Here is a 21837-nt window from a genome sequence, read left to right on the forward strand (position 1 = left end):
GCGCGTTTCACGGCCCCATCAACGAATCCTCACGCTTTGGTCACGCATTGCCATCGACTGTGAAACAGGCGCACAGTGCGGCCTGCAAGCCATCCACTCGAAGAGCCATGAAACCCGACATCGGTTTGTCCGACCCGCCCGCAGCCGGCGGCGTGCCGCTTTCCACGCTGGCGACCGCGGGCCCGATGCCCCTGCGTCGAGTGCTTGCGTTCGGTATCGGGGTGGCGGCGGAACTGGCCGCACTGCATCGGCGCGGCATGGTTCACAACGGAGTACGCCCCGAAGCGGTGCTGTGCGATCCCGCCAGCGAACGGGCGTGGTTGACCGACTTCGGAGACATGTGCGGCCTGGAGTCGCCGCCAGCGGCCTCGATGCCCGTTGCGCGCCTGGTCTATGCCTCACCCGAGCACACCGGACGCACGGAGCGCGCACCGGACCATCGCAGCGACTTGTACGCATTGGGTGTCGTGCTCTATGAACTGCTCGTCGGCGTGCCACCGTTCCGCTCGGCGGACGCCCTGGCGCTGATCCACGCGCATATCGCGCGCACACCGCGCGCACCGATCGACATCGACGCCGGCCTGCCTCTTCCCGTGTCGCAGATCGTGATGAAGCTGCTGGCGAAGATGCCCGAGGACCGCTACCAGGGCGCCACCGCGCTGGCCGACGATCTCGCCATCTGCCAGCGCGAATGGGCCGCGCGGCGGCGCATCGACACTTTTCCGCTGGGGCGCAGCGACATCGACGGGCGGCTGCAAATCCTGCCGAGGCTCTACGGCCGCGAGCAGGAAGTAGCCGAGCTGCGGGCCGCTTTCGAGCACGCGCGAAGCGGGCGCGCGGGCGCGTCGATGTTGCTCGTCTCGGGCTATCCCGGCATCGGCAAGACCGCGCTGGTCCACGAACTCTTCAAGCCCATCGTCCGCGAGGAAGGCTATTTCGTTTCGGGCAAGTTCGACCAAGTGGCCCGCAGCGTCCCATTCGGCGCGTTGATCCAGGCCTTGCGCGGCCTGGTTCGGCAGATGCTCACGGAGAGCGAAGACCGACTGGACGCCTGGCGTGGCCGCCTGGCTAACGCACTGGGCGCCAACGGTGGCGTTCTCGCGGAGGTCGTTCCCGAGATCGAGTTCATCATCGGCAAGCAGACGCCGCCGGTTCTGCTCGGCGCCGCCGAGACGCTCAACCGCTTCCAGCGCGTGTTCCAGAATTTCGTCGCGGCGGTGGCGCAGCCCGCGCATCCGCTGGTGGTGTTTCTCGACGACCTGCAGTGGGGCGACGCGGCCACGCTGAGTCTGCTCGAACCGATGCTCACGAGCGCAGACATCCGTGGCGTGCTGCTCGTTGGCGCCTGCCGCGACAACGATCTCGACGGTACGCACCGCCTGACGCGGGCGCTCGATGAACTCGAAGCGGCCGGCGTCCAGGTACGGCGCGTGGAGTTGGAGCCGCTGCGACCGGCCGACCTCGGTGCGCTGATCCGCGATACGCTGCAGGGAGATCCCGGCGATGCGCAGCCCCTGGCGCGACTCGTGCTCGAGAAGACCGGCGGCAATCCGTTCTTCGTGGTCCAGTTCCTCAGAATGCTGATGCGGGACGGCCACCTGCGCTGCGACGAGACGCTCGGCTGCTGGAGCTACCAGATCGAATCCATCGCTTCGGCTCCGCTGGCCGACGATGTGATCGACCTGATGACGCGCAACATCCGGCGCCTGTCCCACCGGTCCCAGTACGCCTTGACGCTGGCTGCCTGTATCGGCAACAGCTTTGGCCAGCGCACGCTGGCGCTCATCAGCGAACAGCCCTTGCCCGAGGTGGCCGAGGATCTCGCGGAAGCGGCCGCCGAGGGCCTGATCGTTCCGGCGGCGGCAAGGGACGGCGACGCGGAACCGGCCTACGCCTTCCTGCACGACCGCGTGCAGCAGGCGGCCTACGCGATGATTCCTGAAGAGCGCAAGCCGATGCTGCACCTGCGCATAGGCCGCCTGCTGCTGTCGCGAGCCACGCCGCACGAGGTTGACCGCGGTCTCTTCGACATCGTCCATCACCTCAACCGCGGAAGCGGTCTCATTGCCGCCGCGCACGAAAGGCTCGAGGTCGCACGCCTCGACCTGGACGCCGGTCGCAAGGCCAAGTCGTCCACCGCGCACGAGGCCGCGCTGGACTTCTTCCAGGCCGGGATGGGGCTGCTTGCCGAGGACCATTGGCAATCGGACTACGCGCTGTGCTTTGCCTTGCACCTCGAGGCAGCCGAGAGCATGTACCTTTGCGGGCGCTACGGGGCGGCGCACCAGCAGTGCGAATTGCTGCTGCACCGGGCCGCGACCGACATCGACCGGGCGCGCGTCCATCGCCTGCGAAGCTTGCAGTACGAACACACCTCCCGCTATGCGGAGGCACTGGCGAACACCCGCGCCGGCCTCGCGCTCTTCGACGTCTCGCTACCGGAGAGCGCTGCCGACAAGGAGCATGCACTGGCCCGCGAGATGGATCTCATCGCGTCACTGCTGGGAGAGCGGGACATCGCCTCGCTGGTCGACCTTCCGGTGATGAACGACCCGAAGATCCTCATCGTGATGAGCATGCTCACGGACATCTGGGCTTCGACTTTCATCCTCGGCGACCCGACCCTGTCACGGCTGATCTCCGCGACGATGGTGCGGCTGTCGCTGGTGCACGGCAACATCGAGGAGTCCGCCTATGGCTATGTGACGCATGCCATCACGGTCGGCCCGGTACGCGGCGACTATCGGGGCGCCTACGCGTTCGGGCAACTGGCGCTCGCCGTGAACCATCGCTTCGAGGACTCGCGGCGACGCGCCAAGATCTACCAGCAGTTCCATGCGCACGTCAACTTCTGGCGGCAATCATGGGCGAGCTGCATTCCCTACGCGCGCGAAGCCTGCCGCAGCGGGCTCGAGAGCGGTGACTTCCTCTACGCAGCCTATGGCGCCGGCACGGAGCTCTGGGCGGCGATCCTTGCCACGCAGGACCTGGCCCGGTTCGTGCGCGAGTACACGCCGAACGTTGCGCTGATCCAGGGGCTCAAGAACCAGGGCTTTGCCGACTCGACGAAGATCATCCTCAACTGGGCCCGCGCGTTGCAGGGCGTGACCCTGGGGCCCATGTCGCTGTCCGATGAGTCGATCGACGAGGACGCGTACCTTCGCACGTACCGCGACAACCCTTTCTTTGCGACTGTCCACGCCGTGGCGAAACTGCATGTCTGCTGCATGCTTGGCACCCCTGTGGAGGCACTGGCGGCCGCGCGTGTGGCGGGGGCCACGGTGCACCATGTGGCCGGCACGGTGTGGCCCCTGGTCTACGAGTTCTGGAATGCGATGGCGCTGGCCGCTGGTCATGCCGATGCGGACGACGAGCAGCGTCGGGCCGCATTGGCCCGGATCGCCCAGGCGCGCGCTTCGTTCGACGGCCTGGCCGCCCATTGCCCCGAGAACTTCCGCTGCCCTGCGCTGCTGCTGGCCGCCGAGTTCCTCCGTATCGAAGGCCGCGAGCGCGAAGCGATCGAGCACTACGAGCAGGCGATCGAATACGCGGCCGGGCAGCCCGGCATGCTTCAGGAGCTCGCGCTGGCCAACGAACTCCATGCACGATGCCGTCTCGCGCGCGGGGAGACGAAGCTGGCGGGCCTGTTCATGGCGCAGGCGCGCACCTGCTATGCGCGCTGGGGCGCGGCGGCGAAGGTCGAGCAGCTCGATCGGATGTATCCCGGACTGCCGGGCGACGAGAGGACGGCGTCGCGCGAACTGCCGGCGCCGCCACCGAGATCCGCCGCGCCGGCGCCGAACGCACCCGAGGTCGACCTGGACCTGGACAGCGTGATGAAGGCCGCCCACGCGATCGCCGGCGAGGTCGAATTGGACCGCCTGCTCGCGCGCCTCATGCGCATTGCGATCGAGAACGCGGGGGCCGAGCGCGGCTGCCTGGTCCTCGAACGCGATGGCGACTCCGTGGTCTACGCCGCCGATCCGCTGCAGGCGGCCGAGTGGGCGATGGCACCCGGCACGTCGCTGTCCGCGTCGCGCAACCTGCCGTTGAGCATCGTCAATTACGTGCGGCGCACCGCGGAGAGCGTGGTGTTGGCCGACGCCGCCGCGGACGATCGCTACGGCGGTGATTCCTACCTGATGCGCCACAGGCCGGGTTCGGTCATGTGTGTGGCGGTGCAGACGCAGGGACGGCTCGTCGGAGTTCTCTACCTGGAGAACAGAGTGCTCGCAGGCGCTTTCACGGCAGACCGCATCCGGGTCGTGCGCATGCTGGCGACCCAGGCCGCTATCGCGCTGGAGAACGCGCGGCTGTTCGAAGGGCTGAAGCACGAGGTGGGCGAGCATCGCGAGGCACGGCAGCAACTCGGTCAGGCGCTGGCTCAGGTCCAGCGGCTGAAGGAAGACCTGGAGGCCGAGAACGTCTACCTTCGCAGCGAACTGATTGCCAACGTGTCGCATGACCTGCGCTCGCCGCTCGTCTCGCTGCGCGGCTACTTGGAGATGCTGGCACTGAAGGGCGACGAGTTGCAGCCCGCGACGCGGCAAAGCTACACCGAGATCGCGCTGCGCCAGAGCAAGCACCTCGCCACCCTGATCGACGAGCTGTTCGAGCTCGCAAGACTTGACTTCAAGGGCCTGGCGCTCGAACGCGAGGCCTTCCAGCTCTCCGAACTCGCTGTCGACGTGCTGCAGAAGTTCCAGCTGACGGCCGATCGCATGGAAGTGATGCTGCGGGTCGAGGCAGCAAGCCCGCTGCCACCGGTCGATGCCGACTTGGGGTTGGTCGAGCGCGTGCTCGACAACCTGATCGGCAATGCCCTGAAGCACACGCCGGCCGGCGGCTCGGTGAGCGTGAAACTGCGCGTCGAAGGCGAGCGCGTGACTGCGAGCATCGCGGACACCGGCTGCGGCATTCCGCAGGCGGAACTGCCCTGCGTCTTCGATCGCTTCTATCGCGGCCAAGAGGGCCGCGACGATGCGACGGGCGGCGCCGGGCTGGGCCTCGCGATCGCCCGGCGCATCGTCGAGCTTCACGGCTGCCAGATCGCCGTGGAGAGTCGGGCAGGCGAGGGCAGCTGCTTTTCGTTCGGCCTGCCGGTGGCACGACCCCAGGCGCCTCAGGAGGCCGGCACACCGGCTGGCGATGCGCCTGCGCGCAGCCGTGCCAGCGCCTGAATCCGTTCGAGTTCGGCCGCCGCGCGCGCAAGGAAGATGCGGTAGACGGAGTCGACCAGTATCTCGTCCCCCAGCGAGGTGCGATGGCGGAACGCAAGATGGCCGAGCGTGCGACCGTCGCTCGCAATGATCGGCATCCCGAGATAGGCCTCCCAGCCCGCTTCCCGCGGAAACATCTGCGCGAGGCCGCTGCGATGGAAGCAGGCGCTTCCGTCCTGGACGACGGCTTCGCAGGGCGTGCCGGCCAAGGCGAATTCGAAGTTGTCGTGCAGGCTGCCTTCTGCCCAGTACGCCAAGGTGCGCACCCGCGTCGCGGGCTGGTCCGCGCATTCGGCGACAAAGGCGCAATCGAGGCCGAGCGCGCGCGCGAAGTGCCGCACCATCGCCGGAAAGAAAGCTTCACCGACCGCCCCGGCAGTGCCATCGGCCACGGCCTGAAGCACGTGGAGCACGCGCCGGCTCGGCGTCACGTCGGTGTCCTGGCCAACCATGCGATAGGGCGACCCGCCGGCGCGCCGCATGCCGACGCCGCGCGACAGGACCCAACGCACGCTCCCATCCTTGTGCAGCAGCCGCATCTCGTGTTCGAACCGCGCGTCGGCGACAACGGGTGCGAGTGCCTGCGCGAGTGCCTGTTCAAGCGCGGGCCGGTCATCCGGGTGGACGCGCGCGCGCCAGGCTTCGAGGTTGTCGGCGAGCTCATTGGCCTCGAAGCCGAGCATGCTCTTCCAGCGCGGCGAGAGCTCGACCCGGCCGGAGGCAATGTCCCAGTCCCACATGCCGTCCTGGCTGCCGCGCATCGCCGCGACGTAGCGCTCCTCGCTGGCGCGCAGCTCGGCCTCGGCTGCGGCACGCAGAGCCTCGGCCCGGCCCACCGCGGCGCGCTGTTCGGCGAGACGCCGCTCGACCTGCGCCAGACGTTCGCCGGACGCGTCGCGCTGTCGGCGAGCCCGCAGGGCGGTCGACCAAGCCAGTCCCGCGAGCAATGCCGCTGCCAGGGCGAACAGAAGCGCGAGGGCCATGGGGTGCGTGGTCATGGGGACATCCTCTCTGCGCGAAAAACCGGAGATGGGGTCGCCAGCGGCAGGTCGAACGCGAAGCAACTGCCGGCGCCCGCGACGCTGGTGGCCGAAAGCTCGCCGCCATGCAGGCGCACGATGCGCTGGGCGATCGCCAATCCCAGGCCTCCCTGGACGCCCGGTGCGGAACGGTTCGCGCGGTCGTAGCGCTCGAAGATGTGGGACAACTCGGCGGGCGCGATGCCGCAGCCCGTATCGCGCACGGCCATGCGGGCCCGCTGCGCATCGACGCTGAACTCGATCGTCACACGGCCACCGCCCGGCGTGTGGCGCAGGGCGTTGTCGAGCAGGTTCTCCAGCACCCGTTCGACCATTCCGATGTCGGCCAGCGCACGGCCTGCGCCGCTGCCTTCACTCTCCGCGGCGCGCAGCTCCACGTGGCGATTCCTGGCGTCGAGGGCGAACTTCTGCGCCACATCCTGTGCCAGTTCGGCGAGCGAGAAGGCCTCTGGCTGCGGCAATGCTTCCGCGGCTTCCAGCTGGGTCAGCTCGAACAAGTCGCTCACGAGGCGTCCCAGGCGCTCGCCGTGTCGAACCGCCGTCTCGAGGTAGTTGCGCTCCTCCGCGGGCGACAGGCTGCCGTGCCGCAACAGCAGCAGTTCGAGGTAGCCCTGCATCGACGTCAACGGCGTGCGCAGGTCGTGCGAGACATTGGCGAGCAGTTCGCGGCGCCGATCGACGCTGTGTTCGAGCTCCGCGAACTGCTCGCCGATGCGGGCGGACATCCGTTCCATGTGCGCTGCAAGGCGGTCGATCGCGTCCCCGTGGGCGTCGGCCCCCGACACGCGCAGGGCATCGGTGCAGCCGCCCCGCGCGAAGGCATCGACGGTGTCGGCCAATCGCTTCAGCCGTCGCGCGGCGCGCCATGACACGTACAGGGCGGCGACTGCTCCGGAGACGAGGGCGATGATCGCCATGTCGAAGAGGTCCACGGGGGGATCCGTCCTCAGGGGCGCGGCTCGCCGAACTTGTAGCCCACGCCCCAGACCGTCTGGATGTAGTCGGGGTTGCCGGGATCGCGCTCGATCTTGTTGCGCAGCCGGTTGATGTGTGAGTTGACGGTGTGCTCGTAGCCGCTGTGGCTGTAGCCCCAGACCTGGTCGAGCAGTTGCGCCCGCGTGTGGACACGCCCGGGACTGCGCGCGAAGTACACCAGCAGGTCGAACTCCTTGGCGGTCAGGTCGACGGGCTTGCCGTCCAGCAGCGCCTCGTGGCGATTCACGTCGATGCGCAGGCCTCCGGCCTCGATCAGCTGCTCCTCGTTGGCTGCCTTCGCCGCCTGGGCTGCCTGCAGGTGGTCCGCGCGCCGGAAGACCGCTTTCACGCGCGCGGCGAGTTCGAGCATGCTGAAGGGCTTGGTCAGGTAGTCGTCGGCACCGAGCTCCAGGCCCAGCACGCGGTCGAGCTCCGAGGACTTGGCGGTGAGCATCAGTATCGGCGTGTAGCGCGCATGCGTGCGCAGGCGCCGACAGATCTGCAGCCCATCCAAGCGCGGCAACATCAGATCGAGGATCACGAGGTCGTAGTTGCCGCTCTCGCACTCGGCCAGGCCGGTCACGCCGTCGGCGATCAGGCGGCCTTCGCAGTCGAGCTCCGCGAGCTGGAGCATGACGAGACGGCCGATGTCGGGATCGTCCTCGACCACGAGTACGCGGCGGGTCATGTCGAAGCCTCCGTGAAAAGGCCGAGCCGGAGATGGCGAGCCAGCGCCGCCATGAGGTCGAAGGCCGGATCGGCGTCCATCGCGCGCCGGGTCGCTTCGGCCAGGCTGGCCTCTTCGGCAAGCGCACGCAGCCAACGGTCCTCGGCCACGTCGAGGATTCTGAACTCGACCTCGAGCGCGCGCTGGACGACAAGCAGGTCCACGCCGCCTTCGTCGAGCGAGATCGTCGATTCGTCGTCGAGAGCTTCCGGCTGGTTCGCCTGCCAGATTCTCAGCAGCGGATAGCGCGACGCGACGAAGCGGGCGCTGGGCTGCAGACGAAGGCGCAGCCCGGCCTGCCCGGCGGCCGGCACCTGCGCCAGCCGATCCAGCGTGAGGCTGGGCAACTCGGCTTCGTGATAAGCGCGGTGCAGGGCCCATTCAAGCGCGGCCACGTCCGGCAGATACGGCAGGTCGGCGGCGGGGGGGTAGGCAAGCAGGAAAGCGGGGAACTCGCCGCCGAAGTCCTGGAGGTTGCCCGAGCGCGAGGGATGCGCGCTGATGTAAGCCTTCGCCGCGTGCCTGAAGAAACCGCTGCCGACGAGGCGTGCCACCACCGGATAGACGGCCCCCAGCGCCGCGGTCAGGCTCTCGAACATGTTGTTGCGATAGACCTGCAGACGCTTCGGTGCGGACAGGGACGCAGTGGACCGCACCACTGCCGTCGCGCCCATGCCGTCGCGCAGCAGCAGCGCGTCCATGACGCGGGTCTGGATGTCAGGCAGCGCAAGCATGGTGCAGCTCCATCAACGACCTGGCCTTCGCGGCCTCTGCCACCAGCACGGGCAGGGGGGGCAGGTCGGCATCCCATTCGACCAGGGACGGCACCGGGCCGAAGCGCTCCAGTGCGGCCGCGTAGAGCGTCCACACCGCATCGGCGACCGGTGCGCTGTGCGTGTCGATCAGGATCTCTGCGCCGCCGTCCACCGGCTTGCGCGTGAATCCGGCCAGGTGGATTTCCTCCACGAACTGGCGCGGAATCGCGCGCAGGTAGCGCAACGGCTCGAATCCGTGGTTGTGGGCGCTGACGAAGATGTTGTTGACGTCCAGCAGAATCCCGCACCCGCTGCGCCGCGCGACCTCGGCGAGGAACTCCCACTCGGGCATCGCCGATTGAACGTACTCCATGTAGCTCGACACGTTCTCGAGCAGGATGCGCCGGCGCAGGCGCTCCTGCACGCGCTGCACGCGGGAGACGACGTGCGACAACGCCTCCTCGGTAAAGGGCAGCGGCAGGAGGTCGTTGGCGTGAATGCCGCCTACCGAGCTCCAGCACAGGTGGTCGGACACCAGCGCAGGCTCCAGTGTCTCGATCAGTTCGCCCAGCCGCGCAAGGTGCGGCTCGCTCAGGGGGTCGACGGAGCCGATCGACAGGCCCACGCCATGCAGGCTCAGCGGATGGCTCTGGCATGCGAGCTTCAGGAAATGCAGCGGCTTGCCGCCGCGGCCGAAGTAGTTCTCGCTGTGCACCTCGATGAATCCCACGGGGGGACGCGATTCGACGAACTCGACGTAGTGCTCGGACCGCAGGCCGATGCCGGCACATCCTGTCAACGATCTCGAGGGCTGGTCCATCGTCGCCTCCTGGGTCACGAGAATTCTAGGCATCCACCCATGCGCCGCCGCACGCGTGATCGAAATGTGAAGATTGGCGGCCCTTCTGCTTCAGCGCAGCCGCCCCCATGCCCTGCGCGCCAGCAGGGCCAAGCCGATCGAGGTGCACATCGCGAGAAACGCTACCCAGGCATAGGGCCGAAGCAGCGGCATGCCGACCAGGATCAGACCATCGTTGCCGCCCGGAATCAGCAGGCTGCCCCAGCCCATCAGAACGCCGCCGGCAAGGCAGCGCAGCAATTGCGCCGCCGAGACGCGCGTGCTGCGAAAGCGCCCGGCGGTCCAGCCGCCCCAGACAGCGCCGAGCAGCAAGGCCAGCAGGAGCAGGCAACGCGCCGTGAGACTGGCGGCCATGCCACGCGCCAGTTCGGCCAGCACGTCGGTGTAGGCCCAGGCACCCACGAGCAAAAGCATGAGGACGAAGGCGATGCCGATCACCGTGGTGGCGGCATGAGGCGACCAGATTCGCGTGGTCAGCGCGTCGCGCAGACGCAGCCCGCCGCGGATTGGACGCATCAGGCGCCAGGCCACGAAGAGCAGGAACAGCAGCACGACCCATCCAGGCGCCTGCAGCACGGGTGAGCCGTTGGCCAGCTTGCCCTGCTCGCCAGCCGCGAAGAGCGGACCGACGCTCAGGCAGCCCAGGTAGAAGCCCAGCGGCGTCGCCAGGTAGGCCCACTCGCCCGAACCGAGACGTGCGATGGCGCCGAACACGCAGGCCCGGTTGACGAAGGCACCGAGCCCGAGAAGCGCGCCGCCAAGCACCGTCCACTGGTTCAGCCGATAGCCCGGCGGCATGGCCGGCAGCAGGCGCAGGGCCTGCGCCAGGAGCAGGCCCCCGGCCACCCACAGCGAGGCCTCGGCAAGGCTCAGCAGGCGGCGTGCGCTTCGCTCGTTCACGATCTCCTCCATGGCGGCGACCGTGCAAGTCGCGCCGCGCTGGATCGCGAAGCCCATCACGATGGCGCAGAAGGCGGCAACCGCGAACGCGAGGCTGGCGAGCGCGAGGTCCATCAGTGCATCCTGGCGGTGTGGTGATAACTGCGGACTTGGTCCCGCAGCAGTGTCTCGATGCGCTCGATCATTCGGGTTCCCGGAGTCATCGGTGTTCGATCACGCCTTCGATGGGATCGGCGGCGGCGTCCTTCCACGGTGCACGACCGATCATGCGCAGCGTGTCGGCGTAGCCCGCCTGACGCCGGGTGCGAATGCCCGAGGGTGTGAAATCGATGTCCTTGGTGTGGTCCTCGCCGTCCACGCGCGGCGCGACCAGATGGGCCACGTGCATCGTGGTGCCGCAGCCCCATGACGCCAGTTCCTTCACCGTCGGATCGGCTTGCTTCGATGCCGGAATCTGCTTGTGCAGTTCGCGAATCACGTGGCGCAGCCGGTGGATCTGCTTCTGGCGCGCGATGTGGCTGTCCGCCCGGCTGGCGAACTGGATGTCCTTGTGTCGCGCCATCACCTGCCAGATCGATTCGGGCTCCGGCGCGGTCTGGTGCCAGACGTTCACGGCGAAGATCAGCGAGTCGCGTCGCGGCTTGTCGTCCAGCACCGCTTCGATCGGCGTGTTGGAGTAGATGCCGCCGTCCCAGTACGGCTGGCCGTCGATGCGCACGGCGGGAAAGGCCGGGGGGAGGGCGCCCGAGGCCATCACGTGGTCGACGCCGAGCGCTTCCTTGCTGCTGTCGAAGTAGTGCATGTCGCCGCTGCAGGCGTTCACCGCGCCGACGGTCAGGCGCATGCGGCACTGGCACAGGTACTCGAAATCGACCAGCGACTGCAACGTCCCGCGCAGCGGCGCCGTGCTGTAGTAGGAAGCCGCCTCCACGCCGAGCGACGCGGCCGAGCCGCGCAGTGCATGCAGGTTGGGAGTGAAGAAGTCCGGGATGCCGCGCATCACGGTTGCCATGTTCGACATCAGGTTGCCCAGGCCCATCCAGTCCGGGAAGCGGAACGCGGACGTCGACGCCTGCATCTGGTCCCAAAACCTGTTCAGCCGCGCCAGCCGCTCCTCGGGAGGGTTGCCGGCGATCAACGACGCATTGATCGCCCCGATGGAGGTGCCGATGACCCAGTCGGGCTCGATCCCGGCTTCGTGCAGCGCTTCGTACACGCCGACCTGGTAGGCGCCGAGCGCGCCGCCGCCCTGCAGCACCAGGACGACCTGGCCGGGGAGTTCGCCGTTGTTGCCGCTGCGACCGGCCGCAGGGCGCGGCTTGCGAGAGTTCGCCATGTTCGTCTCCCTGCGCTCAGTGCAGTGTCCAGCCGCCATCCATGGCCAGTGCGGTGCCGGTCATCGAGGCTGCCGCGTCGGAAGCCAGGAACACGGCCAGCGCCGCCAGTTCCTCGACCTGGATGAACTCCTTGCGCGCCTGATGCGACAGCATGACGTTGCGCACCACCTCCTCGGGGGAGATGCCATGGGCCCTCGCCTGGTCGGCGATCTGCTTCTCGACCAGCGGCGTCTTCACATAGCCCGGGCAGATGGTGTTGGAGGTGACGCCGAATTCGGCGAGCTCGACCGCGATGGTCTTGGACAGGCCGATCAGCCCATGCTTGGCTGCGACATACGCCGACTTGAACGGCGATGCGGTCAGTCCGTGCGCGGAGGCGACATTGATGATGCGGCCGAAGCGGCGCGCCTTCATGCCCGGCGTGACGGCCTTGATGATGTGGAAGGCCGATGAAAGGTTGATTGCCATCACCGCGTCCCATTTCTCGTCGGCGAACTCCTCGATGGGCGCAACGTGCTGGATGCCTGCGTTGTTGACCACGATGTCGACCTTGCCGAATTCGTCATGGGCCCGTGCGACCATTTCGCGCACCTGATCGGGCCGGCTCATGTCCGCGCTCGAGTAGCGCACCTGGATGCCGAACTGGCGCTCGAGTTCGGCGCGCGTGAATTCGATCTCCTGTGCATCGCCGAAGCCGTTGAGCATGACGTCTGCGCCGTTGCGGGCCAGCGCGCGAGCGATGCCGAGGCCGATGCCGCTGGTCGAGCCGGTGACGATGGCGGATTTGTGCTTGAACATGAGAGGCTCCTAGAGTTGGGGCTGGTGTCGGGATGGCGTCAGGGCTTCGACGGCCGGCCGCTCTGTCTCGGCGTCGGCCTCGTTCGTTCGCGTGAAGCGCAGGTGGGTGATGTCGGCGGCGAAGAACATGCTCCACGTCCATTCGAGCCAGATGCGCACCTTGCGGCCGGCCGTGGGCATCAGGAGCAGGTAATAGGCGCGCCACAGCAGCCAGGCTGGCAGTCCGTGCAGGCGCAAGCCGAAAACGCTTGCCACGCCTTTCAGATGGCCGGTGGTCGCCATCATTCCCTTGGATTCGTGGCGGAAGGCTTGCGTCGCGCGTCCCTCGATGGCGGCGACGATGTTGCGTGCCAGCGTGCGTGCCTGCGCCACGGCGAATTGCGCGGTGGGCGGCGCAAACTGCTGCGTCGCGCCGTTGTGCACCAGCGCGCAGTCGCCGAGCGCCCACAGTCCCGGCGTGCCCGGCACCGACATGTCGAATGCGGTCTCGATGCGCCCGCGTTGCCGCGGAACCGGCAGGCCCTCTATCAGCGGATTGGGCCGCGCACCGATCGTGCAGATCACTGTCGCGCCCGCGATGATTTCGCCGCTTGCCAGCCTCACGCCGTCGGCATCGACCTCCGCAGCGCGTGCATCGAGCCGCACGTCGATGCCCCGCGCACGCATCGAACACGCCGCGGTCCGCCCCAGCGATTCGGGAAGTTCGGCCAGCAGCCGATCGGCGTTTTCGATCACGGTCACTTGCAGTTCCTCGGTCTTGACCCGCGGGTAGTAGCGGGTGGCGCCCCGCAGGAAGTCGGCCAGCGCGCCGGCCACTTCGACGCCAGAGAATCCACCGCCAATCACGATGAAGTGGCCGAGCCGCCGCCGCGTGGCCGGGTCCGGTTCGAGCTCGGCGCGCGCAAGGCGCTGCAGCACGCGGTTGCGGATGAACATCGCGTCGCCGACCAGCTTGAGCGGCAGTGCATGTTCGCGGAGGCCGGGCACCAGGTCGAGATTGGCGCGTGTGCCCAAGGCCAGGACCAGGTGCTCGCAGGCGATCTCCCGTATGCCCGCGAGCGTGACGGCTCGCACGCAACGCCGTTCTGGATCGACGCCGATGACACGACCCATGACGAACTGGCTGCGCCTGCCGGCGCCCAGCATCTGCCGGATCGGCGCCACCACGTGCTCGGGAAACACCGAGGCCCCCACCACTTCGGCCAGCATCGGATTGAATGTGGTGTAGCTCTCTTCGCTGACCAGCACGACATGCCAGCCTTGCGGCAGCTGTCTTTCCAGCGAGCGCGCCAGTGTGGTTCCGGCGAAACCGCCGCCGACGATGACGATGTGATGTTCAGCGGCCATGGCGCGCTCCCGGGTTCATGGCGCGGGGAAGCGCCGTGCGATCAGGTGGTCGAGAGACAGCTTGCCCGGGCCGTGCAGCAGCGTGACAAGCAGAAGCAGGCCCCAGGTCTGGTGATCGCGCAGTCCGACGGCGCCGAGATCGGGATAGGAGACGACGGCGATGATGTTGAAGACGAAGAGCACGAAGGCCGAGAAGCGTGTGCCCAGGCCGATCACCAGCAGAACCGGGAAGAGCAGTTCGACGCCCGTACCGAGGTAGGCGGCAACCTCCGGTGGCAACAGCGGCACCGCGTACTCGTTCTCGAACAGCGAGAGCGTGGAACTCCAGGTGGCAATCTTCGTCAGTCCCGACTTGAAGAAGACGCTGGCGACGAAGAGTCGCACGCCGAGGTCGACCGCCGGGGCGAGCGCCTGGAGGCCGCGACTGGCGGCGCGGACCCGCGCGACGGTGCGCGAGCGCAGGCCGGCGCGGGTGGCGTGTGCGGATGGCATGGAGCCTGCGTAGTTCACGATGGTCTCCTCAGCCCTTCTTCATGGCGGCAGCGCCACCAGGCACGTTCTCGGGCTTGTTGGTCACGCTACCGCCTGCGATGCGCGCGCAGGTGCCCTTGGCAACATAGATCCAGGCTTCGGGATCGCGGTCCGTCGTCGAAGTTCCGGCGCACGAACTCTTGCTCGTACCGCAGTCGTTGCTGCCGGCCTTGACGATGCCGGCGCACTTCTCTGTCTCGACCTTCTGCGCGAAGGCACCGGTGCTCGCCGCACCGAGGCCCAGTGCGAGCAGACTGGCGATGGCGCCCTGGACCAGTTGATGACTTGCATTCATTTGAAACTCCTGTGGACGGTTGAGGTGGAAGACTGGCGGAGCGGCTCGTTGCTGCATCGCATCGGGTACCGCTCCGGAAGCAAGTCTGGCCACCGCGTCTCACGCGGCCATCAATGAAAGTTCACGATTTGGTCACATGCCCGAGCTGGACTTGGCACGCATGTGGCATGCGGTGCCAGACGCGCCACTCTTGGTTCAGTAGCATCTTGCCCAGGCGAGCGGTCTCGCTCTCGACGAAAGCGGCGAAGCCCAGCGGGGGAGCCTCAGCCAGCCGCCAGGTGGGCCAGACCGATCAGGCCGCCGATCAACGTCAGGACGAGGGTGAGCGCGAGCACGAGGATCAGCGCGAGGCTCCCGCTGTCCACGCGTTGCTCTGCATCGGCCCTTCGGCCACCCAGTCCGATCGCGGCCCAAAGGACCGCGCGAAGAGACTTGCGGAACTTGCTCATGTCTTGACTCCTATGGACACGCAATGTCGCTTGCTATCGCTGCATGGCGTCCCGTGGCGACACTTCGTCCGCGGCGTTGCCCCAGCTGCCGCGCACGAAGGTCGGCACAGCCATGATCTCCGCGTCATCCAGCAGGTGCCCGAAGGGCGGCATGCCGTAGGGGCGCGGGTTGCCTTCCGTCGCGGGAGGGAAGCCGCCATGGCGCACGATCTGGACGAGGTTGGCGGGGTTGGCAAGGTTCACCGCACGATTGCCGGCCAATGCCGGAAAGACGCCAGGCAGTCCCTCTCCGCGTTCCCCGTGGCACCACGCGCATTGCTGTGCGTAGATCCCCTCGCCACGTCGCATGAGCGAGTCGTTGCGCCGAGCGGCAGGCTTGGGCGACGGCTCGGGGCGAGGCGGCAAGGCTTGCAGGTAGGTGGCCATCGCGCGCAGGTCTTCGTCGCTCAGGTGTTGCGTGCTGCGGTAGACGACGTCCGCCATCGGCCCGGTCACGGATGCGTGCGCGGCACGGCCAGTCTTGAGCAGGGCGACCACCTCGTCTCCGGGCCAGCCCACGACGCCGGATTCCGAGGCCGCATCGAGTGCCGGGGCATACCACTTCCCGCCGGGAAGCATGCCGCCCGCAAGGTCCCGTGCGGCGTCATTCGCACCCATCGCATTGCGGCTGCCGTGACAGGCCGCGCAGTGGCCGAGCCCGCGTACCAGGTAGGCGCCTCGGTGCCATTCGGCTGACGGCTGCGCGTCGGCAGGGGCTTCCGCGCGCGCCGGCGAGAAGAAGAGCGCGCGCCACACCGCGAGCGCGGCCTGGGTGTTGTAGGGAAAACCGAGATCATGCTCGCGGTTCGGCTGTGTGGTCGGAGGCAGCGTGCGCAGCCAGGCATGGAGCGCATCCGTGTCCTCGCGCGTGATGTGCGTGAAGCTCGTGTACGGGAATGCCGGATACAGCAGGCGCCCGTCGCGCGAGCGCCCGTGGTGCATGGCGCGCCAGAAGTGGTCCGCATTCCATCGGCCGATCCCCGTCTCTGCATCCGGGGTGAGATTGCTCGCGTAGATGGTGCCGAAGGGCGTCTCGATACCGCGGCCGCCCGCGTAGGCCGGGCCGCCGCGCGCGGTATGGCAGCCCGCGCAGTTGCCCGCGAGCGCGAGGTAGCGGCCGCGCTCGATCTGCGCCGATGTCGCCTCGAGTGGGCGGGCGGCTTCGTCGATGGGGGTTTCGCCTCGCAAGTTCAGCGCGACGACGGCGCCGGCGAGCAGCGCCAGCACGACAGCGGCGCCCAAGGTCGCTCCAGCGAGAAGGCTGCGCGCGTTCATCCGTGAGCTCCCGTCGCGCTGCAGTCGCGCTGCAGCCGGGCGAGTGGCGCCACCGCGGTTTGGCTGTTCATCGGCGGCATCCGCTGGGCCGCGAGCCAGCCGGCGATCGCGCGAATGTCGGCGGTCTCTAGCTTGCGGCCCACCTCGGCCATGCAGTCGGGTGGCAGGGCCCGGCGATCGCGCGTGACCCAGGCGCCGAGCTGCGAGGCGATGTAGAGACGCGGCAGCCCGAGCAAGCCCGGAATGGCGGGACCGTTGCCGGTCAGCGCCTGGCCGTGACAGGACACGCAGGCTGGAATGCCCCGCGCCTCGTCGCCTTGGAAGACCAGAGCCTTGCCACGCGCCAGCTCGGACGTGGACAGGTCGGAGGGCGCCGGTGGTGGGTAGGGGAGGTCCAGCGCGGCGAAGTATTCGGCGATCTCTCGCAGATAGGTGTCGCTCAGGTTGACCAGCAGGTAGCTCATCTCGGCCTGCTGGCGTCGTCCGTCGCGAAAGCTGCGAAGCTGCTCGTAGAGATACCCAGCCGGCTTGCCCGCCAGACGCGGAAAGTAGCCCGAGTTGGTGGCCTGGCCTTCGCGCCCGTGACAGGTGATGCAGGCGGCCATGCGACGCTCCATGTCACTGCGCGCCGACGTCGGCGCCGGTTGCGCGAGCGCGCCGCACGCGAGCAGTGCGAATGCGAGCCAGCAGGCGAATCGAATGGACAGCTTCATCGGTGAGCCCATTCTGGCCAGCCGCAGGCATCGCGACCGGATCAGTTTGCGCGCGATCTTCACCGAAAGTGCGCCGTAGCGCCTGTGCGGGACAACTGATACGGTCTTCAATGACAAAAACTGTGTACACGACACCAGTCGCGATCGGCGGACGATCGCTGCATCGACCTATCAAGGCGCTTGCCAGACCATGGACCTCGACATCGTCGCGCTGTCGCGAATGCAGTTCGCCCTCACGGCGCTCTACCACTTTCTCTTCGTTCCACTGACCATCGGCCTGTCGGTCCTGATCGCGATCATGGAGACGGTCTACGTCATGACCGGCCGCACGGTCTGGCGCGACATGACGAAGTTCTGGGGCGTGCTCTTCGGCATCAACTTCGCGATGGGTGTCGCGACCGGCATCGTGATGGAGTTCCAGTTCGGCATGAACTGGAGCTACTACAGCCACTACGTCGGCGACGTGTTCGGCGCGCCTCTCGCGATCGAGGGGCTCATGGCCTTCTTCATGGAGGCGACGTTCGTCGGCCTGTTCTTCTTCGGATGGGACAAGCTGTCCAAGGTCAAGCACCTGTTCGTCACCTGGTGCGTCGCGATCGCGACCAACTTCTCCGCGCTGTGGATCCTCATCGCCAACGCGTGGATGCAGAACCCGGTGGGGGCGCAGTTCAATCCACAGACCATGCGCATGGAGGTCACGGACTTCTTCGCGGTGCTGACCAACCCCGTGGCACAGGCCAAGTTCGTGCATACCGCGTCTGCGGGCTACGTGGTGGCTGCCGTCTTCGTGCTCGGCGTCTCCGCCTGGTACGTGCTCAAGGGCCGGCACCTGCAACTCGCCAGGCGTTCGATGACCGTGGCGGCCTCGTTCGGCCTTGCGGCATCGCTGTCGGTGGTGGTTCTCGGGGACGAAAGCGGATACCTCTCGACCGAGCACCAGAAGATGAAGCTCGCCGCGATCGAGGCGATGTGGAAGACCGAGCCCGCGCCGGCGGCCTTCACCGCTTTCGGCTTCCCGGACCAGGAAGCGCGCGAGACGCACTTCGCCGTTCACATCCCGTGGGTCATGGGACTGATCGGCACGCGCTCGCTGACCACCGAGGTTTCCGGCATCGACGAGCTGGTCCACCGCGCCGAACTGAACATCCGCATCGGCATCTCCGCTTATGACGCGCTGCAGAAGATCCGCGAGGCGCGAAGCACGGATGCGGTTCCTGAATCGGCCAGGACGATCTTCGAGGCAAACGGCCACGCGCTGGGCTATGCGCTGCTGCTCAAACGTTATGTCGATGATCCGCGCAAGGCGACCGCGGACCAGATCGCACAGGCCGCGATCGATACCGTCCCGCCGGTGTGGCCGCTGTACTGGTCGTTCCGCCTGATGGTCGGCCTCGGCATGTTCTTCATCGTGCTCACCGCGAGCTTCTTCGTGCTCTCGGCGCGCCGCCGGCTCGATGCGCACCCCTGGCTGCTCAAGGTCGCGGTGTTGGCGATTCCGCTGCCGTGGATCGCGGCCGAGTGCGGTTGGTTCGTGGCCGAGTTCGGCCGCCAGCCCTGGGTGATCGAGGGCGTGCTGCCGACGGCCGTGGCCGTGTCGAGTCTTGGCGCGCAGACCGTGCTGCCGACCATCGCTGCGTTCGTCGCGATCTACACCGTTCTGATGGTCATTGAACTCAGGCTGATGCTCAAGGCCATTCGCAAGGGGCCGCAAGCGCATGAGGTGCCGCCGGGCGACTTGCGACCCGATGAGACCCGTTCCGCCGATCCCGGCCTTGCTTTCACGGGCCGCTGGGCCAACAGGAGTTTGCAATGATCCTTCACGAACTTGTTTCCTACGATGTCCTGCGGCTCATCTGGTGGGCCTTGCTCGGGCTGCTGCTGGTGGGATTCGCCGTCATGGACGGCTTCGACCTCGGGGTCGCCGCTCTGCTGCCCGTCGTCGCCAGGACGGACCTCGAACGCCGGGTGGTGATCAACAGCGTCGGCCCGGTCTGGGAGGGCAACCAGGTCTGGCTGGTGCTCGGCGCCGGATCGATCTTCGCGGCCTGGCCGCCGCTCTACGGCGTGGCGTTCTCGGGCTTCTACTTCGCGATGTTCGCGGCGCTCGTGCCCCTGATCCTGCGCCCGGTGGCCTTCAAGTTCCGCAGCAAGCGCGAGGACCGCGCATGGCGCGCGCGATGGGACGGGGTCCTGTGCATGGCCGGCATCGTGCCCACGGTGGTCTTCGGTGTCGCGATGGGCAATGTGCTGCAAGGCGTGCCCTTTCGCTTCGCGCCCGACATGCGTGTCTTCTACGAGGGGAGCTTCCTCGGGCTGCTCAATCCCTTCGCGTTGCTCGCCGGCGCGGTCTCGCTGGCGATGCTGCTGATGCACGGCGCGGCCTGGCTGCACCTCAAGACCGGCGGCGCGGTGCAGCGGCGCGCGCGCCGCGTCGGCATCGTCGCCGCCCTTGCGACCGCGGCGCTGTACCTGCTCGCCGGCGTGCTGCTCGCCAGCGTGCAGGGCTACCAGATCACGAGCGGCATCGACCCGCTCGGGCCCTCCAACCCGTTGCTCAAGACGGTGGTGCGGGCGCCCCAGGCGTGGTTCGCGAACCAGGCGGCGCACCCGGCGCTGTGGGCGGTGCCGGCGGTCGCTCTGGCCGGAGCCCTGCTGGCAGCGGTCACCCTTGCGGCGCGGCGCGAGATCGCCGCGTTGCTGGCGAGCGCATTGGCGATCGCCGGCATCGTGATCAGCGTCGGCGTGTCGATGTTCCCGTTCCTGCTGCCTTCGTCGCTCGATCCGAGCGCCAGCCTGACGGTGTGGGACGCGTCGTCCAGCCACCTCACGCTCTTCGTGATGCTGGTGGTGACGGCGATCTTCCTGCCGCTGATCGTGCTCTACACGAGCTGGGTCTACGCGGTGCTTGCCGGCAAGGTGGATGCGAAGCAGATCGAAGAAGGTCGGACGCACGCCTACTGAACGAGACGCGCACTGGAAGGAAAAGACATGTGGTACTTCGCCTGGCTACTGGGGCTGCCGTTGGCGGCGACCTTCGCTGTGCTCAACGCGATGTGGTTCGAGTTGATGGAGGAATCGGCCGAGGCGCCGAAGCGCGCCGGATAGCGGCTTCAGGCGTGCGCACGCGCGGGCTTTGCGTCCCGCGTCATGGCTTCGGCGATCTGGCCGAGCGAGCGCACGGCGGCGTCGATACGTGGGTCGTCGGGGTGGCCGACGTTCAGGCGCAGGTGATGAACGAATCGCCGGTCGGCCGAGAACAGAACGCCCGGAGCCGTGCTGACGCCGATCGCGAGGGCGCGGTGGTGCAGTTCGAGGGCATTCACGGCCTCTGGAAGTTCCAGCCACAGGAAGTAGCCCCCCGCCGGAAGCGTGACGCGCGTGCCCGCGGGGAAGTGACGTTCGATCAGTCGCCTGACGCGCCTCTGTTCCGTTGACAGCGCCTCCCGAAGCTGGCGGAGATGGCGGTCATAGCCACCCTGCGCGAGATAACCGGCGATGGCGAGTTGTGATGGGATCGAGGTGGACAGCGAAGTCATCATCTTGAGCCGGAGCACCTGGGCGGCGTGGCGTCCCGCCGCGGCCCAGCCGACCCGGTAGCCGGGTGCCAGGCACTTCGAGAACGAAGCGCAGTGCAGCACATTGCCGGTCTGATCGAAGGCCTTGGCGGGCGGCGGACGTCGGACGTCTGCGTAAAGCTCACCGTAGACATCGTCTTCGATCAGCGGAATCGAGCGGGCCGCGAGCAAGTCCACGAGGGCGCGCTTGCGCGCCACCGGCATCAGGGCGCCCAGCGGGTTCTGCAGGTTCGGCATGAACCAGCAGGCCGCCACGTCGTGTTCACCGACCAGGCGGGCGAGGTCTTCGAGGACGACCCCCTCGCTGGGATCGGTCGCGACTTCAACGGCGCGAAGATGGAGCCGTTCGAGCGCCTGAAGAGCGGCATAGAAGGTCGGCGATTCAACGACGACGATGTCCCCCGGACTCGTGACGGCCTGCAGGCACAAGTTCAGCGCTTCCATGGCGCCGTTCGCGATCACGAGTTCGTCGGGGGCGAGCGGCACGCCCTGCAATGCGTATCGCCGGCGCAGCGCCTGCCGCAGTCCCTCATCGCCGACCGTCAACGCGGTCGTGACTTGCTCGGGAAGGAGCTTGCGCATTTCGCGCGCGCCTGCGCGCGCCAATTCGTCCAGGGGAAAGAGATGCGGCGCGGGAAAGGCAGAACCGAGCGGCACCACCTGCGGATCGCGCGTCGTCTCGAGCAGATCGAAAGCGAGGGCACTGACAGCGACCTCGGTGGCCTCCGATCGCGGCACTGCAGGTTCGGAAAGTGCACGCGAGGGGCGCTTCTGCGATCTCACGTAGTAGCCGGAGCGCGCACGCGCTTCGATGATGCCGCGTGCCTCCAGCAGGCCGTAGGCCTGGAACACGGTCGAGGGGCTCACACCGCGGCGCTGACAGGTTTGCCGCACGGAGGGCAGACGATCTCCGGATTTCAACAGTCCCTCGCGGATCGCCTGGGCCATGTCGTCGGCGAGTTGCTCGTAGCGCGTCGGGGTGTTGTCGGCCATCTGATACGGT

Annotated in this window: 19 protein-coding genes; 4 read left to right on the forward strand and 15 right to left on the reverse strand. The window is 67.7% G+C overall.

Features of this window, described 5'->3' with window-relative positions; translation table 11 throughout:
- Positions 1–107: 107 nt before the first annotated feature.
- On the forward strand, positions 108–5180 hold the full coding sequence (locus WKW77_RS18295; protein ID WP_340358275.1) for an AAA family ATPase: 5073 nt from the start codon (positions 108–110) through the stop codon (positions 5178–5180).
- Here the strand turns inward: WKW77_RS18295 and WKW77_RS18300 are convergent.
- From WKW77_RS18300 to WKW77_RS18365, 14 genes are all read right to left on the reverse strand, one after another.
- Positions 5123–6217, reverse strand: a complete 1095-nt coding sequence (locus tag WKW77_RS18300) for a PAS domain-containing protein (RefSeq protein ID WP_340358276.1) — start codon at positions 6215–6217, stop codon at positions 5123–5125. The genes WKW77_RS18295 and WKW77_RS18300 overlap by 58 nt on opposite strands.
- On the reverse strand, positions 6214–7191 hold the full coding sequence (locus tag WKW77_RS18305) for a sensor histidine kinase (RefSeq protein ID WP_340358277.1): 978 nt from the start codon (positions 7189–7191) through the stop codon (positions 6214–6216). The genes WKW77_RS18300 and WKW77_RS18305 overlap by 4 nt, the downstream gene beginning before the upstream one ends.
- Positions 7192–7205: 14 nt before the next feature.
- Positions 7206–7922: a winged helix-turn-helix domain-containing protein gene (locus WKW77_RS18310; protein WP_340358278.1), complete on the reverse strand. Its 717-nt coding sequence runs from the start codon at positions 7920–7922 to the stop codon at positions 7206–7208.
- Positions 7919–8695, reverse strand: coding sequence for an HvfC/BufC N-terminal domain-containing protein (locus WKW77_RS18315; RefSeq protein ID WP_340358279.1), 777 nt, complete (start codon positions 8693–8695; stop codon positions 7919–7921). The genes WKW77_RS18310 and WKW77_RS18315 overlap by 4 nt, the downstream gene beginning before the upstream one ends.
- Positions 8679–9536 carry an MNIO family bufferin maturase gene (gene bufB / locus WKW77_RS18320; RefSeq protein WP_340358280.1) on the reverse strand — a complete coding sequence of 286 codons (858 nt, stop codon included), beginning with the start codon at positions 9534–9536 and terminating at the stop codon, positions 8679–8681. The genes WKW77_RS18315 and bufB overlap by 17 nt, the downstream gene beginning before the upstream one ends.
- A gap of 90 nt (positions 9537–9626) precedes the next feature.
- Positions 9627–10589 carry a YeeE/YedE thiosulfate transporter family protein gene (locus WKW77_RS18325; protein ID WP_340358281.1) on the reverse strand — a complete coding sequence of 321 codons (963 nt, stop codon included), beginning with the start codon at positions 10587–10589 and terminating at the stop codon, positions 9627–9629.
- 85 nt (positions 10590–10674) lie between these two features.
- Positions 10675–11811 (reverse strand): patatin-like phospholipase family protein, encoded by a 1137-nt coding sequence (locus WKW77_RS18330; protein WP_340358282.1) that lies wholly within the window; start codon positions 11809–11811, stop codon positions 10675–10677.
- Positions 11812–11827: 16 nt separating this feature from the next.
- A complete protein-coding gene (locus tag WKW77_RS18335; protein ID WP_340358283.1) occupies positions 11828–12610 on the reverse strand; it encodes a 3-hydroxybutyrate dehydrogenase in 783 nt (260 codons plus the stop codon).
- Positions 12611–12619: 9 nt separating this feature from the next.
- Positions 12620–13957, reverse strand: coding sequence for an NAD(P)/FAD-dependent oxidoreductase (locus tag WKW77_RS18340; protein WP_340358284.1), 1338 nt, complete (start codon positions 13955–13957; stop codon positions 12620–12622).
- 15 nt (positions 13958–13972) lie between these two features.
- Complete coding sequence (locus WKW77_RS18345) at positions 13973–14467, reverse strand: DoxX family protein (RefSeq protein WP_340358285.1); 495 nt, start codon at positions 14465–14467, stop codon at positions 13973–13975.
- Positions 14468–14477: 10 nt separating this feature from the next.
- Entirely contained in the window at positions 14478–14783 is a 306-nt protein-coding gene (locus tag WKW77_RS18350) for a BufA1 family periplasmic bufferin-type metallophore (protein WP_340358286.1), read from the reverse strand.
- A 263-nt stretch (positions 14784–15046) separates the two neighbouring features.
- On the reverse strand, positions 15047–15232 hold the full coding sequence (locus WKW77_RS18355; protein ID WP_340358287.1) for a DUF2970 domain-containing protein: 186 nt from the start codon (positions 15230–15232) through the stop codon (positions 15047–15049).
- A 33-nt stretch (positions 15233–15265) separates the two neighbouring features.
- Entirely contained in the window at positions 15266–16546 is a 1281-nt protein-coding gene (locus tag WKW77_RS18360) for a c-type cytochrome (RefSeq protein WP_340358288.1), read from the reverse strand.
- Positions 16543–17259, reverse strand: a complete 717-nt coding sequence (locus WKW77_RS18365) for a c-type cytochrome (RefSeq protein WP_340358289.1) — start codon at positions 17257–17259, stop codon at positions 16543–16545. Before WKW77_RS18365 ends, WKW77_RS18360 begins: the two co-directional genes overlap by 4 nt.
- A gap of 190 nt (positions 17260–17449) precedes the next feature.
- Between WKW77_RS18365 and WKW77_RS18370 the strand changes: the two genes are divergently transcribed.
- From WKW77_RS18370 to cydX, 3 genes are read left to right on the forward strand one after another with little or no spacing between them, the layout of a single operon-like run.
- Complete coding sequence (locus tag WKW77_RS18370; protein ID WP_340358290.1) at positions 17450–19072, forward strand: cytochrome ubiquinol oxidase subunit I; 1623 nt, start codon at positions 17450–17452, stop codon at positions 19070–19072.
- Complete coding sequence (cydB, locus tag WKW77_RS18375) at positions 19069–20220, forward strand: cytochrome d ubiquinol oxidase subunit II (protein WP_340358291.1); 1152 nt, start codon at positions 19069–19071, stop codon at positions 20218–20220. The genes WKW77_RS18370 and cydB overlap by 4 nt, the downstream gene beginning before the upstream one ends.
- A 27-nt stretch (positions 20221–20247) precedes the next feature.
- Positions 20248–20364 (forward strand): cytochrome bd-I oxidase subunit CydX, encoded by a 117-nt coding sequence (cydX, locus tag WKW77_RS18380; protein WP_340358292.1) that lies wholly within the window; start codon positions 20248–20250, stop codon positions 20362–20364.
- Between the two features lie 5 nt (positions 20365–20369).
- Here the strand turns inward: cydX and WKW77_RS18385 are convergent, their stop codons facing one another.
- Positions 20370–21827 (reverse strand): aminotransferase-like domain-containing protein, encoded by a 1458-nt coding sequence (locus WKW77_RS18385; protein ID WP_340358293.1) that lies wholly within the window; start codon positions 21825–21827, stop codon positions 20370–20372.
- Between the last annotated feature and the right edge of the window lie 10 nt (positions 21828–21837).

It is taken from the genome of Variovorax ureilyticus, from assembly GCF_037889935.1.
GTDB classification, from domain to species: Bacteria; Pseudomonadota; Gammaproteobacteria; order Burkholderiales; family Burkholderiaceae_C; genus Variovorax; species Variovorax ureilyticus.